This window comes from Gandjariella thermophila (assembly GCF_005405885.1).
In the GTDB taxonomy this organism is placed as follows: domain Bacteria; phylum Actinomycetota; class Actinomycetes; order Mycobacteriales; family Pseudonocardiaceae; genus Gandjariella; species Gandjariella thermophila.
The window spans coordinates 1-14,922 of record NZ_BJFL01000036.1 but is presented as its reverse complement, the minus strand read 5'-3'; the positions used below and the strand labels follow the sequence as shown (position 1 = coordinate 14,922).

Annotated in this window: 12 protein-coding genes, 1 other RNA gene and 1 pseudogene; 6 read left to right on the top strand and 8 right to left on the bottom strand. The window is 68.6% G+C overall.

All coding sequences use genetic code 11. The annotated features are described in order from the left end of the window. Window positions 1-71: 71 nt before the first annotated feature. From FFT21_RS23825 to FFT21_RS23815, 3 genes are read right to left on the bottom strand one after another with little or no spacing between them, the layout of a single operon-like run. Complete coding sequence (locus tag FFT21_RS23825; protein WP_137816166.1) at window positions 72-2,192, bottom strand: dipeptide ABC transporter ATP-binding protein; 2,121 nt, start codon at window positions 2,190-2,192, stop codon at window positions 72-74. Continuing rightward, window positions 2,189-3,217 carry an ABC transporter permease gene (locus tag FFT21_RS23820; RefSeq protein WP_225978701.1) on the bottom strand — a complete coding sequence of 343 codons (1,029 nt, stop codon included), beginning with the start codon at window positions 3,215-3,217 and terminating at the stop codon, window positions 2,189-2,191. Before FFT21_RS23820 ends, FFT21_RS23825 begins: the two co-directional genes overlap by 4 nt. Before the next feature lie 11 nt (window positions 3,218-3,228). Next, window positions 3,229-4,203 (bottom strand): ABC transporter permease, encoded by a 975-nt coding sequence (locus FFT21_RS23815; protein WP_137816165.1) that lies wholly within the window; start codon window positions 4,201-4,203, stop codon window positions 3,229-3,231. A gap of 471 nt (window positions 4,204-4,674) precedes the next feature. On the opposite strand from FFT21_RS23815, the gene FFT21_RS23810 reads away from it, so the two are divergent. The 6 genes from FFT21_RS23810 to ssrA all read left to right on the top strand — a co-directional run bounded on the left by FFT21_RS23810 (window position 4,675) and on the right by ssrA (window position 9,242). Continuing rightward, window positions 4,675-5,175 (top strand): PadR family transcriptional regulator, encoded by a 501-nt coding sequence (locus FFT21_RS23810; RefSeq protein WP_137816164.1) that lies wholly within the window; start codon window positions 4,675-4,677, stop codon window positions 5,173-5,175. Window positions 5,176-5,226: 51 nt separating this feature from the next. Beyond that, window positions 5,227-6,333: a peptide chain release factor 2 gene (gene prfB, locus FFT21_RS23805; RefSeq protein WP_137816163.1), complete on the top strand. Its 1,107-nt coding sequence runs from the start codon at window positions 5,227-5,229 to the stop codon at window positions 6,331-6,333. Between the two features lie 266 nt (window positions 6,334-6,599). Beyond that, window positions 6,600-7,289 (top strand): cell division ATP-binding protein FtsE, encoded by a 690-nt coding sequence (ftsE, locus tag FFT21_RS23800; RefSeq protein ID WP_137816162.1) that lies wholly within the window; start codon window positions 6,600-6,602, stop codon window positions 7,287-7,289. A 54-nt stretch (window positions 7,290-7,343) separates the two neighbouring features. Then, on the top strand, window positions 7,344-8,246 hold the full coding sequence (ftsX, locus tag FFT21_RS23795) for a permease-like cell division protein FtsX (protein WP_137816161.1): 903 nt from the start codon (window positions 7,344-7,346) through the stop codon (window positions 8,244-8,246). A 44-nt stretch (window positions 8,247-8,290) separates the two neighbouring features. After that, window positions 8,291-8,773, top strand: a complete 483-nt coding sequence (gene smpB / locus FFT21_RS23790; RefSeq protein WP_137816160.1) for an SsrA-binding protein SmpB — start codon at window positions 8,291-8,293, stop codon at window positions 8,771-8,773. Between the two features lie 99 nt (window positions 8,774-8,872). Next, window positions 8,873-9,242: a transfer-messenger RNA gene (ssrA, locus tag FFT21_RS23785) on the top strand. Between the two features lie 601 nt (window positions 9,243-9,843). On the opposite strand, the pseudogene FFT21_RS29975 reads toward ssrA, so the two are convergent. The 5 genes and pseudogenes from FFT21_RS29975 to FFT21_RS29305 all read right to left on the bottom strand — a co-directional run. Next, window positions 9,844-10,770 (bottom strand): annotated as a pseudogene (locus FFT21_RS29975) (recombinase family protein); the annotation flags it as partial. A gap of 282 nt (window positions 10,771-11,052) precedes the next feature. Next, window positions 11,053-11,289: a hypothetical protein gene (locus tag FFT21_RS23775; RefSeq protein ID WP_137816159.1), complete on the bottom strand. Its 237-nt coding sequence runs from the start codon at window positions 11,287-11,289 to the stop codon at window positions 11,053-11,055. Between the two features lie 444 nt (window positions 11,290-11,733). After that, window positions 11,734-12,792, bottom strand: a complete 1,059-nt coding sequence (locus tag FFT21_RS23770) for a replication-relaxation family protein (protein WP_225978700.1) — start codon at window positions 12,790-12,792, stop codon at window positions 11,734-11,736. Between the two features lie 769 nt (window positions 12,793-13,561). Beyond that, complete coding sequence (locus FFT21_RS23765) at window positions 13,562-14,440, bottom strand: hypothetical protein (protein ID WP_137816158.1); 879 nt, start codon at window positions 14,438-14,440, stop codon at window positions 13,562-13,564. Window positions 14,441-14,586: 146 nt separating this feature from the next. Further along, window positions 14,587-14,922: glycosyltransferase (locus tag FFT21_RS29305; protein WP_192909715.1), on the bottom strand; the 336-nt coding region annotated here is incomplete at its 5' end.

The following is a 14,922-nucleotide window of genomic DNA, read 5'->3' as shown; positions in this document are numbered from 1 at the left end:
CCCTCCCTTGGTCGTCGGCCACGATCGGCCGTTGCCCGGCCAACCCGTTCGGTGGCCGGAAAGCTCGTCGGCTAGATCACGTCTCGCGGGCGGGCCCAATGGCAGGCCACCCGGTGGTCCGGGCCGTGCGGGTCGCGGGCCGGCTCCTGCTCCACGCAGCGGGCCCGCTGCTCCTCGGGCAGCGAGCGGAACAGGAAGCACCGGGTGCGGAACCGGCAGCCGGACGGCGGATCGGCCGGGCTGGGCAGATCGCCGGTGAGCACGATCCGCTCCCGCTGCCGCTCGCGCGCCGGGTCCGGGATCGGGATCGCGGACAGCAACGCCTGGGTGTAGGGGTGCAGCGGGTTTCCGAACACCGCGTCCACCGCGCCGATCTCCACGATCTTGCCCAGGTACATCACCGCCACCCGGTCGGCGATGTGCCGCACCACCGACAGGTCGTGCGCCACGAACAGGTAGGCCAGGCCCAGCTTGGCCCGCAGATCGTGCAGCAGGTTGATCACACCGGCCTGGATGGACACGTCCAGCGCGGACACCGGCTCGTCCAGCACCAGCAGCTTCGGCTCCAGCGCGAGCGCGCGGGCGATGCTGATCCGCTGCCGCTGCCCGCCGGAGAACTCGCCGGGGTAGCGGGAGGCGTGTTCCGGGCGCAGGCCGACCAGGCGCAGCAGTTCCGGGATGCGCGCGGCGATCCGCTCCCGGTCCACGCCGTGCACCCGCATCGGTTCGGCGAGCACGTCGGCGATCGGCAGCCGCGGGTCCAGCGAGGCCATCGGGTCCTGGAAGACCACCTGGAGGTCGCGGCGCACCGCCTTGCGGGTCCGCCGGTCGAGGGTGGCCACGTCCCGGCCGAGTACCGCGATCCGGCCGCCCATCGGCGGGGTCAGGCCGAGGATCTCCATCAGCGTGGTGGTCTTGCCGCAGCCGGACTCGCCGACCAGGCCCAGCGTCTCGCCCTCGACGATGTCCAGGGAGATCCCGTCCACCGCGTGCACCGTGCCGACCCGGCGGCGGACCACGGTTCCCTTGGTCACCGGGTAGTGCTTGACCAGGTTGTCCAGCTCGAGCACCGCATCCCGATCCTGGCGGGGTCGGACGGTGGCCTCCGGCTCGGCCAGCGGCGGCACGCCGAACACGGCGGCCGGGTCGTCATCGGTGATCTCGTGGCTGCGGATGCACGCCGCCCGGTGCCCGGCCGACACCTCGGCCAGCGGCGGCTCCTCGGCGCGGCAGGCGTCCACCACCATCGGGCAGCGGGGGGCGAACGGGCAGCCGGGCGGCAGGTCCACCAGCGAAGGAGGCTGGCCCTCGATGGGCACCAGGCGCTGCCGGCCGGCCGCGTCCAGCCGCGGGATGGAGCCGAGCAGGCCCAGCGTGTACGGCATGCGTGGCCGGCGGTAGATCTCGTCCACGGGGCCGGTCTCCACCGCCCGCCCCGCGTACATCACCATCACGCGGTCCGCGAACCCGGCGACCACGCCCATGTCGTGCGTGATGATCACGATGCCAGCGCCGGTCACCTCCCGCGCGGTGCCCAGCACCTCCAGTACCTGCGCCTGCACCGTGACGTCCAGGGCGGTGGTCGGCTCGTCCGCGATGATCAGGTCCGGATCGTTGGCGATCGCCATGGCGATCACCACCCGCTGCCGCATGCCGCCGGAGAACTCGTGCGGGAACGCCTTCGCCCGCGCCGCCGCGTTCGGGATGCCGACCAGGTCGAGCAGTTCCACCGCCCGGTTCGCCGCGTCCCGGCGGGACACCCGGCCGTCGCCGTGTACCAGGACGGCCTCGGCGATCTGGTCGCCGACCGAGTAGACGGGGGTGAGCGCGGACAGCGGGTCCTGAAAGATCATCGCCACCCGGCGGCCGCGGATCCTGGCCAGCTCCGCGTCGGCCAGCCCGATCAGCTCGCGCCCGCGGAACCGGATCGACCCGGACACCCTGGCCTGCTCCGGCAGCAGTCCCATCACGGCCAGCGAGGACACCGACTTGCCCGAGCCGGACTCGCCGACGATGCCGAGCACCTCGCCGGGCGAGACGGTGTAGGAGAGCCCGCGCACCGCGTGCACCCGGCCGGACTCGCTGGGGAACGACACCTCGAGGTCGGCGACCTCCAGCACGGGAGCGCCGGCCGGCGGGCCGGAAGCGCGCAGGGTGCCGCCCGCCAGCCGGTCGGGGGTGGCGCCGCTCATGCCACGGCTCCCGAGGTGCTGGTCCGCTCATCGACCGACACCGCGGCGCGGCGCCCGGCGGTGGCCTTCGCCCGCCGCTCGCGCCGCCGGCCCCGGGTGGAACTGGGGTCCAGCGCGTCCCGCAGCCCGTCGCCGACGAAGTTCACTGCGAGCACGCTGACGATCAGCAGGATGCCGGCCGGCAGGAACAGCCACGGCGTGGTCAGCGCGGACTGGGTGCCGTCCCGGATCAGGGTGCCCAGCGACACGTCCGGCGGCTGGACGCCGAAGCCGAAGTAGCTCAGCCCGGTCTCGGTGAGCACCGCGGTGCCCACGTTGATGGTCGCGTCGATGATCAGCAGCGAGGCCATGTTGGGCAGGATGTGCCTGGCGATGATCCGCCATGGCGCCTCGCCCATGAACCGGGCCGCCTTGACGAACTCGCGCTCCCGCAGCGACAGGGTCATGCCTCGGACGATCCGCGCGGTGATCATCCAGCTGAATGCGGCGAGCAGCACCACGAAGATCAGCCAGCCGGTCTGCTGCAGGCCCGGGCTGAGGATGGCCAGGATCAGGAAGGACGGCAGCACCAGCAGCAGGTCGACCAGCCACATCAGCGCCCGGTCCGCCCAGCCGCCGAAGTAGCCGGCCGCCGCGCCGACCACCGCGGCCACCGAGGTGGAGATCACACCAACCAGAAGGCCGATGGTCAGCGACTTCTGCAGCCCCCGCATGGTCTGCACGAACACGTCGCCACCGATCTGGGTGGTGCCGAACCAGTGGCTCGGGCTCGGCGGCACCAGGAACGCGGTGTAGTCCTGGCTGTCGTAGGTCCACGGGGAGATCGCCGGGCCGAGGAAGGCGGTCACGTAGAGCAGCACGACCACCACCAGGCCGACCAGGGCCAGCCGGTTGCGCAGGAAGCGGCGCAGCACCAGCCGGCCGCGGGTGGTGGCGGCGCCGGGGGCGAAGCCGGGCTCCACCGGTGAGCCGGCGGCCGACTCGAGGGTGCCCGCGGCGTCCTGCTCGGTTCGGGACATCGTCATCGGTGGGACTCCTAGAGCCGGACCCGGGGGTCGAGCACGGCGTAGAGCAGGTCGGACAGCCAGCCGGAGACGAGCACGCAGACGGCGACGAACAGGGTCACCGTGGCCGTGATGTTGGTGTCCTGCGTGGTGATGCCGGTGACCAGCCAGTTGCCCATGCCGTACCAGCTGAACAGTTGCTCGGTGAACGCGCCGCCGGTGATCAGCAGGCCGAAGCCGAAGGCGAACAGGGTGGCCATCGGGATGAGCGCGGTGCGCAGGCCGTGCTTGAACAGCGCCCGGCGCCGGGTCAGCCCCTTGGCCTGCGCGGTGCGCAGGAAATCGCTGCCCAGCACGTCCAGCATGGCACTGCGCTGGTAGCGGCTGTACAGCGCGATCTGGCCGAGGGCGATGGTCAGCGTGGGCAGCACCAGGTGCTGCAGCCGGTCCAGCACGGCGGCGCCGAAGCTACCGGTGAAGTTGGGGGTGCTCTCCCCGGTGAAGTTGAGCAGGGTGGTCCCGGCCGCGGTGTTGAGCTGCAACGCGCCGAACTTGAGCAGCGTGCCGAGCAGGAACACCGGCGTGGACAGCACCACGAAGGCGAGCAGGGTGGCGAAGTAGTCGCTGAACCGATACTGCCGGATCGCGCTGACCACGCCGACCAGCACGCCCAGCCCGATGCCGAGCACCGTTCCGATGAGGAACAGCCGCAGGCTGACGCCGACCCGCCGGCCCAGCTCCGCGGTGATCGGCGTGCCGTTGATGGTCTCGCCGAAGTCGCCGCGGACCGCGCCGCCCATCCAGTGCGCGAAGCGCAGCGGGATGGGCTGGTCAAGCCGCAGCTCGTGCGCCTTGGCCTGGATGGTGGCGGCAGGCGGCGGTGGGTTGCGCTGCTTGAGCTGGTCCAGCGGGTGGAAGGTCAGCGAGGCGAGGCTGAAGGCCAGGAACGTGGCCAGCAGGCACAGCACGATGTAGTTGAGCAGCCGCCGGAACAGGAACCCTGTCACCTGGTCGTCCGTCCTCCCCCGCACACCGGGCCCCCGCCGGGCACGCGTCGGTCCCCGGCGAAATCCCGTTGTGCCGCGGTTGTGCATTCCCGACCCTGGGGCGCCGCGTCCGCACGACCGGCCGACCGGGCGGCGGACCGGCGGCCCCAGCCGTCGGGACGGTGTGTCGGGTGCAGAAAACCACGGCCCCTCGGCTCGCACAAGCCGGCATCAGTGCTGGTCACGGCGTCCTTCCGGGTGTTGTGGACGGTCCGGGGACGGACCATGCGTTCAGGCCGGACATCTTCCGGCCGCCGCCGCGCCGGGAGCACCTACTTTCGTCTGGAGTTGGCATCACGATTCGGCAGGCCCGCCGCAGAGCGCAACAGTGTGGTCTGGTCAGCGCAACGAAGGCTAGCCCGTGATCAGCCACTGTGGACGGAAGGGTTGACCACTGTGGACAGCTGTGTCGTGTCGTGGCACGGTGGAGGCGTGTCAGAGTTGAACGCGACTGCCGCAGCACTTCTTGGCCTGCTCCACGACGGACCCATGACGGGCGGCCAGCTGGTCGCGGCCGCCGGTGAGCGGTTCGGCGCCTTCTTCAGCGTGACGCGCAGCCAGGTCTACCGGGAGCTGCCCGCCCTCGCCGAGGCCGGGCTGCTCCGGTTGGGCAAGCAGGGTCCCCGCTCCAGCCAGCAGTACGTGCTCACCGCGGCCGGCAAGAAGGCCTTCAAGGCCTGGCTGACCTCCGAGCCCGGCCCGGACCACCTGCGCAGCCCGCTGATCCTCCGGCTGATGCACGCCAACACGCTCACCCCGAAGCAGCGGGCCAACCTCGTCCAGCTTGCCCGGGAGCGGTACCAGGGTGACCAGGAGGCGGCCCGGGCGGCGATGAAGGCGGCCGAGGACCCCTACTCTCGGGCCGTGGCCGAGTTCGGGCTGGGCTACGCACGCGCGGTGCTGAAGCTGCTGGATGCCATCCCAACGGGCTGACTGGCCGGCCGACCGACGACTCCTTCCGCAGGCTGACGTACGCTCGGCCTTGTGAACCCGGACGTCGCAGCCGACTTGAAGGACCTCTCCGCCACGCTCGCCAACGTCGAGGCGGTGATGGACCTCGATGCGTTGCGCGCCCAGGTGAGCGAGCTGGAGCAGGAGGCGGCCCGGCCGGACCTCTGGGACGACGTGGAGCACGCCCAGCGGGTCACCAGCCAGCTCGCCCACCGGCAGGGCGAACTCCGCCGGATCGGCGAGCTCAAGCAGCGCCTCGACGACCTCGGCGTGCTCTACGAGCTCGCCGAGGCGGAGGGTGACGAGTCCAGCCGCGAGGAGGCGGACGCGGAGCGCCAGCGGCTCCGCGACGAGATCTCCGCGCTGGAGGTGCGCACCCTCCTCTCCGGCGAGTACGACGAGCGTGAGGCGCTCGTCACGGTGCGTGCCGAGGCCGGAGGGGTGGACGCCGCCGACTTCGCCGAGACGCTGATGCGGATGTACCTGCGCTGGGCCGAGCGGCACGGCTACCCGACCGAGGTCTACGACGTGTCCTACGCGGAGGAGGCCGGCATCAAGTCGGCCACCTTCCGGGTCAAGGCCCCGTACGCGTACGGCACGCTGTCCGTCGAGCAGGGCACCCACCGGATGGTGCGCATCTCGCCCTACGACAACCAGGGCCGCCGGCAGACCTCGTTCGCCGGCGTCGAGGTGGTCCCGGTGGTGGAGCAGTCCGACCACGTGGACATCGACGAGAAGGACCTGCGGGTCGACGTGTACCGCTCGTCCGGCCCCGGCGGGCAGGGCGTGAACACCACCGACTCGGCGGTGCGCATCACGCACATCCCCACCGGCATCGTGGTGTCCTGCCAGAACGAGCGCTCCCAGTTGCAGAACAAGGCCACCGCGATGGCGGTGCTGCAGGCCAAGCTGCTGGAGCGGCGGCGGCAGGAGGAGCAGGCCAAGATCAACCAGCTGAAGGACGACTCCAGCGGCTCGTGGGGCAACCAGATGCGCTCCTATGTGCTGCACCCGTACCAGATGGTGAAGGACCTGCGCACCGGCCACGAGGTGGGCAACCCCACACCCGTGCTGGACGGCGACATCGACGCGTTCCTCGAGGCCGGCATCCGCTGGCGGCGCCAGCAGCAGGCCGGCTGAGCCCGCGGGTGGCCCGGCCGCCGGGCGGCGCGAGGCCGGGCCGCGCCGGAAAGATTTTCACGGTTACCCCTGGCGGTGCCGCCGCGATGGTCGTCGGCTCGCTATCCGAGGACCACGGGTTGGTCAACCGGGACGGGGGTATGCCAAGGCCGGCCCAAGGACGCACCAAGAGAAACACACGTACCACATGTCCCAGGAGGCCCGGCTACATCAGTCCATCAGGTGAGCAGACATCCTCCGAATGGACGCAGGTAGACTCGCCCCTTGTGATCCGGCTCGAGCACGTGACCAAGGTCTACAAGACCACTCCTCGGCCCGCACTGCAGGACGTCTCGGTGGACGTGGTCAAGGGTGAGTTCGTGTTCCTCATCGGGCCCTCCGGGTCCGGCAAGTCGACCTTCCTGCGGCTGCTGCTGCGGGAGGAGGTGCCCTCCAAGGGCCGGGTCTACGTGTCCAACTTCGACGTGGCCCGGATGGCCCGTCGCAGGGTCCCCCGCCTGCGGCAGTCCATCGGCTGCGTCTTCCAGGACTTCCGGCTGCTCGTGAACAAGACGGTCGCGGAGAACGTGGCCTTCGCCCTCGAGGTGATCGGCAAGCCACGGCACACCATCCGCAAGGTCGTGCCCGAGGTGCTGCAACTCGTCGGCCTGGAGGGCAAGGCCAACCGCATGCCGCACGAGCTGTCCGGCGGCGAGCAGCAGCGGGTCGCGATCGCCCGGGCGTTCGTGAACCGCCCGCTGGTCCTGCTCGCCGACGAGCCGACCGGAAACCTCGACCCGGACACCAGCCAGGACATCATGCTGCTGCTGGAGCGGATCAACCGCACCGGCACGACGGTGCTGATGGCCACGCACGATCACTCGATCGTCGACTCGATGCGGCGGCGGGTGGTCGAGCTGGACCAGGGCAGGGTGATCCGGGATGACGCCAGGGGCGTCTACGGCGTAGGCCGCTGAGGCTCCCACCCCGACCCCACCGCCACCCCGAAACCCCAAGGAACGCCGACCCCGATGCGTGCCAGCTTCGTGTTCAGCGAGGTCATCACCGGCCTCCGCCGGAACGTCACGATGACCATCGCGATGATCCTCACGACCGCGATCTCGCTCGGCCTACTCGGCGGTGGTCTGCTCGTCGTCCGGCTGATCGACAAGATGCAGACCCTCTACTCGGACAAGGTCGAGGTCTCCGTCTACCTCACCAACGACGTCAGCGCGAACGACAAGAACTGCTCGCAGCAGCCGTGCGCCGGGTTGCGCGACGAGCTGACGCAGACCTCCGGCGTCGAGTCGGTGACCTTCGAGAACCGCGACCAGGCGTACGCCCGGTTCAAGCAGATCTTCTCCAGCCAGCCCGAGCTGATCAAGCTCGCCCGGCCGGAGGCGCTGCCCGCCTCCTTCCACGTCAAGCTCACCGACCAGTCCCGCTCCGACGTCATCATCAAGGCGTTCACCGGCAAACCCGGCGTGCGCAGCGTCGATGACCAGGGTCAGTTCCTGAATCGATTCTTCGACGTGCTCAACGGGGTACGGAACGCCACCTTCGCGGTCGCGCTGGTCCAGGCGCTCGCCGCGCTGCTGCTGATCTCCAACACCATCCAGGTGTCCGCGTACACCCGGCGCACCGAGGTCGGCATCATGCGGCTGGTCGGCGCCACCCGCTGGTACACCCAGTTGCCGTTCCTGCTGGAGGCCGTGGTCGCCGGGCTGATCGGCTCGGTGCTCGCGGTGGTCCTGCTGGTGGTGGCCAAGATCGCCTTCCTGGACAAGGTGCTCCAGGCTCCGATCCAGTCCGGCGTCATTCCAGAACTGGGTATGCTCGATATTGTCTACGTGTCACCGTGGCTGTTCCTGGTAGCCGCCGCCATCTCGGCATTCACCGGCTACGTGACGCTGCGGCTGTACGTGCGCCTCTAGCGTCGGCGGGAAAACCGCTGGTCCGGGTAGGTAAGGTCGAGAACATGCCCAAGGAGCGCGGTCGCAACCTGATCACGTCGAACCGCCGGGCGCGGCACGACTACGCGGTGCTGGACAGCATCGAGGCCGGCATCGTGCTCACCGGCACCGAGGTGAAGAGCCTCCGGGCCGGCCGCGCGTCGCTGGTCGACGCGTTCGCCACCGTGGACGACGGTGAGGTCTGGCTGCGCAACGTGCACATCCCGGAGTACACCCAGGGCACCTGGACCAACCACGAGCCGCGCCGGACCCGCAAGCTGCTGCTGCACCGCAAGGAGATCATCCGGCTGATCGGCAAGACCCGGGAGAAGGGGCTGAGCCTGGTCCCGCTGTCGCTGTACTTCAAGGACGGCAGGGTCAAGGTCGAGTTGGCGCTGGTCCGCGGTAAGAAGTCCTACGACAAGCGGCAGGACCTGGCCAAGCGGGACGCGCAGCGGGAGATGACCAGGGCGGCGGGCCGCGCCCTGAAGGGCAAGGTTCGTGCGTAACCGGTCACCCGCGTCACAGGTGGCCCGGTAACCGGGATGATCCCGTGGGCCCCGGACGTTATCCTTGATGCGTACGGACGACCGTACGGAGCCTGACGAGGGGGTGAACGGTTTCGACTCTGGACGTTGAGTCAGGGGAAGCGTGCAGGTGCAGGCGACCGACCACCTGAAGCGTCGTCGCGAAAAAAACAAGCGCCAAGACTAATCGCGCTGAGTTCGCCCTCGCCGCCTGAGCGAGTGCGACTCTGTCGGCCCGGGAGCGCCTCCGTCCCGGCTTGCCGGCATCAGCTAGGAGGCTCACCGTCAGCCCCGGTCGCGGGGGCTGAACGGGACACCCACAGCGACTGGGCCCGTCACACCGGCTCGTCCGCGTGACCGGTGGGGCCGAGCAGAGGCACAGCGGACTGCGCACGGAGAAGCCCTGGCGAGGCGCCAGAGGACCCGGGTTCGATTCCCGGCACCTCCACCAAATTAGTCATTGCACGAACACCTTCCTTCGAGGCCCTGGCTGGCGTGTTGTCGCTGGTCAGGGCCTTGTTTGTGTCTGCTGTTGTGTCGTGTGCGTGGGGTTGGGGGATGCGGTATCTGGGGATGACGGTGCTGGGGCTGGTGATCTTGACTTCGGCGATGAGGGTTTCGATCAGGGCTTTGCGGGTCTGGTCGCTGCCCCGGTCGATGACCCTGGTGATGTGATCGGCGATCTTGGCGAGGGTGGCCGCTTCGGGGACGGTGGGCTCGGCGTCGAGCGCGGCGGCGAGTTCCTCACGGCGGGCGTGCAGTTGCTTGCTGGTGGCGCGCAGCTCGGCGAGGCGTTGGCCGACCAACTCCTCATCGAGGGTGCCGTTTTCGAAGGCGGTGAGGTAGCGGTCGATCTTGCCGTTGGTCTCCGTGATCTTGGCCTCCACGCTCGCCAACTCGGCTTGTTGTGTGTCGTGCCCGGCGCGGTGTTGCCGCTGGGCTTCGGCCACCGCGTCGGCGATGAGCGCGTGGTGGTCGCGGTAGAAGCTCGCCAGTGCGTCGAGCACGGCTTGCTCGACGGCGTCGGCGTTGATGCGGTGCCCGTCGCACTTGGCGGTGTCGTAGCGGGAGCGGGTGAAGCAGGTGTAGTAGCGGTAGACCTTGTTCTTGCCGGTCGCGCGGGTGCCGATCATGGCTTTGCCGCACTTCGGGCAGCGCATGAGCCCGGTGAGCTGGTAGTCGGAGCCGTTGGCCCGGCGGTGGGCGTGGTCCTCGCCGCGTTCGGCCAGCAGGCGTTGTGCTTCCTCGAACGTCTCGGTGTCGATCAGGGGTGTGTGGCAGTCGTTCACGGTGATCTCCCGGAAGGACAGTTCGCCGATGTAGATCCGGTTCGACAGCACTCGCAGGACTTGGTAGGCGGACCAGGTGCCGCCGGTGGTGGTGCGGTGACCTCGCTCGTTGAGCACGCGAGCGACGACCTTGGAGCCCAACCGGTCGTAGGTGTAGAGCCGGAAGATCAACCGCACGATCGGCGACTCGTCGGTGTGGGGCACGAGCCGGTGGGTGTCCTGGGCGACGGTGTAGCCGAACGGCCGCCTGCCGCCCTTCCAGAGCCCTTTGGCGGCTTTACGTTCCATGCCGTTGATCACGCGGTCGATGATGGTGTCGCGTTCGAACTGGGCGAACATGCCCAGCATCTGCACCAGCATCCGCCCCATCGGCGTGGAGGTGTCGAACGGTTCCGTGGCGGAGCGGAACACCACGCCGCACTGGTCCAGTTCGTCGAGCAGGGTCACCATGTCCCGCAGGTTCCGGGAGAACCGGTCCACTCGGTAGACCAGCAGCACATCGATCAACCCCGCTCGCGCGGCGGCCAGTGCCCGTTGCAGGTCATCCCGCTCGGTGGTCGCGCCCGAGGCGTCGTCGGAAAACCGCATGGCCACATGCCAGCCGGGCTGAGATTCCACATAGGACTTCAACCGTTCGTCTTGGGCCTCGATGGAGTAGGGCTGGTGTTCGTCGTCGGTGGAACGCCGCATGTAGACCCCGACCCGGACCGTGTCGAGATCATCCAGCGTCATCGCCGCATTCTTGGTGCGTCGCGCGGTGCTCGATCGCCCCATGAAAAGACTCCCTCAGTGTTCCTTTTCGATGCCCGATCCGGGCCATTTTTTGCTGGCCCGGATCGGGCGTGAACAAAACTGTTTTTCTGGTGACAAGAGCTGACTAAGAACCGACTAACACCGCAGGTCACAGCGGGTGTCGCGCATGGTTGTATTATCCCTCGTCGTGGTCATCTTGGGAAGGTTATATGTCTGGTTTTAGGCGGCTTTTTCGTCGTCTGGCGGGGTGTCTTCCTGTTGTATCCATTCATTGATCAAAGCGGCGAGTGCGATGACCGCGCGGCGGTATTCTTCGGCGGTCATCGGCTCGGTGTCGATCCGTTCGACCGTAACGCCGGCGCGGGCTGTGCTGCGGCGAAGCGGCACGACGTTGCCGTTCGCATCACCAGCGCTGTCGGTGTGCTCGTGGCGGTTTTCGGGGTTGTGGGGGCACATAGGGCACCTCCGGGTGCCCGCGAGCCCGCTCGTGGCGGGAGGTCGCGGGCGCTGGTCGGCAGCATGGGTAACCGTCGACGCAGCGGGCACAACGCCAGCCGGATCACCCGAACCCCGTGCCGTGTCAGGCTTTCCAGGGGTGCGGGCACGCGCCATGACGCGCGCTGTGGTGGCTGGCGGTGCCAGGCTGAACAAGGCCGGTGGGCTTCGACTCCCCGACTGCACTCGGGCACCCGTCGGGGCCAGCGATCACCGGCCGGAGTTCTGGGCTCTCACCGCCCACGATCAGCGAGACCACCGGCGAGACCGGGGCGAGACTCGGTGTCTCGTCTCGTTTTCCCGGTCTCGGGTCTCGATCATGGTCTCGGCTGGGGTCTCGCGCGGGGCGAGACACGGGGCGGGTCGACCAGAGAGCACAGACGATCGTGTCGAGTTGTCAAGGAGTCAGGCGGGACGCCGCCGCTGCCACGGTTGCCGCGTGGGCGTCCCGTGGCTCGTGGTGTCCTCGTCGGGATCGGGGTCGGTGAGCACGAGGTCTCCGATGTCGAGCCCGTGTCGGTTGGCCTCGCGCATCTCGTCGGTGACGCCGTCGAGGTAGGCGCCCTCGTCGTCATCGTCGAGCGGCGACGGCGGGCGTGTGGCCAACTCGGCGAGCACCCTGGGAGTGCCGTCGTCGGTGGTGCCGCCGATCACGGTGGGCAGCTCGCCCAATCGCACCCGCCGGGCTTGCTCGGGCACGGCGGTGACCACGGACCACACCTCGCCTGCCGGGCCGTCCGGGTGGCCGTGCTTGCGGGACGCGGTCGCCACGGGGACGGGGGAATGCTTGGCCTGCAAGGCTTTCCGCAAGCCCTGTTCGCGGCGGGCGCTGGTGGTCCAGATCAGCACCATGCCCGCCAACCGCTGCGCCACATCCAGACGGTCGGTGTAGGGCTTGCCGGACCCGGTGTAGCGGTCGATCTTGTCCGCGACGCGGCGCAGGGGTTCGGTGCCGGTGTCGTGTTCCAGGAAGAACCCCAGCCACCGGCCGTGTTCGTGCCAGCAGCCGTAGCCGTCCGGGGTGATCTTGTTGCCGTAGAACTCGGTGATCGACTCCTCGGAGCGCCACGTGTGCAAGCCCTCGCGGGCGAAATCCCGCGCATCGGCGGCGAACGCGCCGAGCCCGCTACGGCGGGCGTAATCGGCGAGATCGGCGAAGAACTGATTCACCCCCAACAGGTGACCCAGGCGCGGGGATTCGAGGATGCGGCGCAGCCGATCCGCGTGCGCCGCTGGGCGCGGCGGACTCGTGCCGTTGTGGGCGGCGCGCAGCTCGACGCCGCGATAGCCCAGCAGGTAGTGAAACGGCTTCGAGCCACCTTCGGCGCGATACGGCTGCGTGCGCCACAACACGCCCAGATCAGCCAGGTGCAGCAAGCGATGCTGTGCGCGCGAGATCGACGGAAACACCAGCGCACGAAGCTGCTCGGTGGTCAGAACATGATGTTCAGCAACCAGTTCCAATACCAGACGATCCCGAGGCGTCAGCTTCGCCCACAGCGCCCCGTCCGGCTCTCCGCCCGCCGCTGTGCGGCTGCGCCCCCGCGCGGCAGACGTGAAATGAGACTGATTGTGACCAATCAGTCGGACACCCGCGCCGCGCGCCTTGTCCCCGCCCCGACCTGCGGAGTGAGGGACAAGGCCCCCTGCGGATGCCCCTGCGGCCCTGGGACGCACCGCACCCGTCGCCCCATCCGCAGCACCACCCGCCGCGCGAGCCGCGCGACGGTGAGCCTCGTTGTGTCTGCGGTCAGCCATCAACACCACCCATCGGTCAGAGGAACCCTGGACGCCCCTGAAGTCCGGAAAAACGGCCCTCATGGGACGCGATCAAGAAAAATGTGACCAATAACACGCTTGGGTCTGATGGTGTGGTGACTGCCGATCGCCCGCCGCGCGAGCATGATCAATCGGCCTCCTCCAGTGTGCCAGGAACCCAAGCACTACAGGAGAGGCAATTGACGGCCGATTTTGGACACCGACGCTTGAAAGTTCGCTCGGCCGGAGCAGTGCAGCTTGTTAGGCTCGCCGGTGCTAGTCGATCTGCGGATACGGCTGGAAGTGAGCCCGGTGCGCCCGCGTCGTCGTGGGACTCCGGGCCTCGCGCTACTCGCACCTCTTGACCCCTATGCGGGGTAGTTATCCCCAGGAAGTTGGGGGACGAGCATTCCCGCTCTTGCAGCGGCGTGACCAGCAATGTTGTTCCCTTGTTAGCAGCAACTCGGTAGGCAACTCATAAGTTGACCACCCAGTTGCCCGCTGAGTTGACCACCGACTTGCGATCCGTGTACTCCTTGTGATCAAGGGCCTCCGTGTCGAGGATGCGACAAACTTCCGGCCACGGCACCAGTAGCGGTTCGATTCCGCTCCAGTACTCGTGTGCCCACCGCACGATCCGACTGAGTCCAAGGCCGCCGGTGCGCTGCGCTTCGGCACGGAGCAGGCGGCGAACGGCGTGACCGGGGCCGCGTGATGCGGGGCGGATACCGGTGCCGACGATGAGGGTCGCGGTGCGTACGGCGTCGAGGACGCGAAGATCTGCCTGCCCGTCCAAGTCGCCGTACAGGACGTTGGCCCAGGTTCGACGCGTGAGTAGCCAGGCCAGCCGTTCGAGGCCGGAACCGATGTCGGTGGCTAGCTTCGATGGGTCCTCGTTGTTCCACAGCAGCACGGCGTCGCCAAGTTCGCGGCCTTCGTGATGGAACCGCAGGGTGATCCCCGCGACTGGGGTGCGTTGCCAGACAACCAGGTTGCCGCTGATGGTGAGGTGCTGGGCATGGAAACCGAGACGTGAGAGCGCGCTGATCCATGTGTCGATCAGGGCCGCATGTTCGGGAACGGTCTTGATCGGCTCGACGATCGAGACGTTGACGAACGATGTGGCGAAGCCCGGTAACAACGTGCCGTGCTCATCGCGCTGGCCTGTGAACCGCACGACCGGCTGCGGGACAAACCCGTGCGAGTGCACGTGGCGGTGGCCGTGCTTGAGGTACGGGTCGAGGACTTGGATAGCCGAGAACGTCAGCTCGGCGTCGCCCAAGCCATGCAGGGGCAGCAGGTTTCCTCGTCGGACGCCGTGGGCGGCGCAGACGTCCGCCAGAGTCGTGATCATCTCGGACCACGATGGCGGGCACCGCGGCGGGTAATAGGCGGAGGAGCCTCGCCCGTAGGTGAGAGTGACGTGGTCACCGTCGAGGGTGCAGTCCCATCGGGGGAAGGTTTGCCGGAGCGCGGCCAGTAGTTCGAAGGGGCGTCCCGTCAGCATGGCCGCGCGGCAAGTGTCTGGAAATGCCGGACGGGGTCAAACCGGGCAAGTCCGATTTCCTGTACCTCGGCCGCCCGGAGGGGCGTTACCTGCTCGATCGCGTCCGCGAGCGCTTTCGCCGCGATCTCGTCATCGTCGTCGTGATCGAGTTGGACCACGAGCCCAGTCTGTTCGCATAAGGCGGCCTCCGCGCAGGTACCTGGGTTCCAGGCCAGTGCGATGACCGGCGTCCCGGCTCGCAGGGCTTCGCCAAAGCTGGCAGCGCCAGCTTCGATGTAGTTCCGCGCGCAGGTGTAGACGAGCGCGCCCGCCTCGGCCAGCAGCCGCAT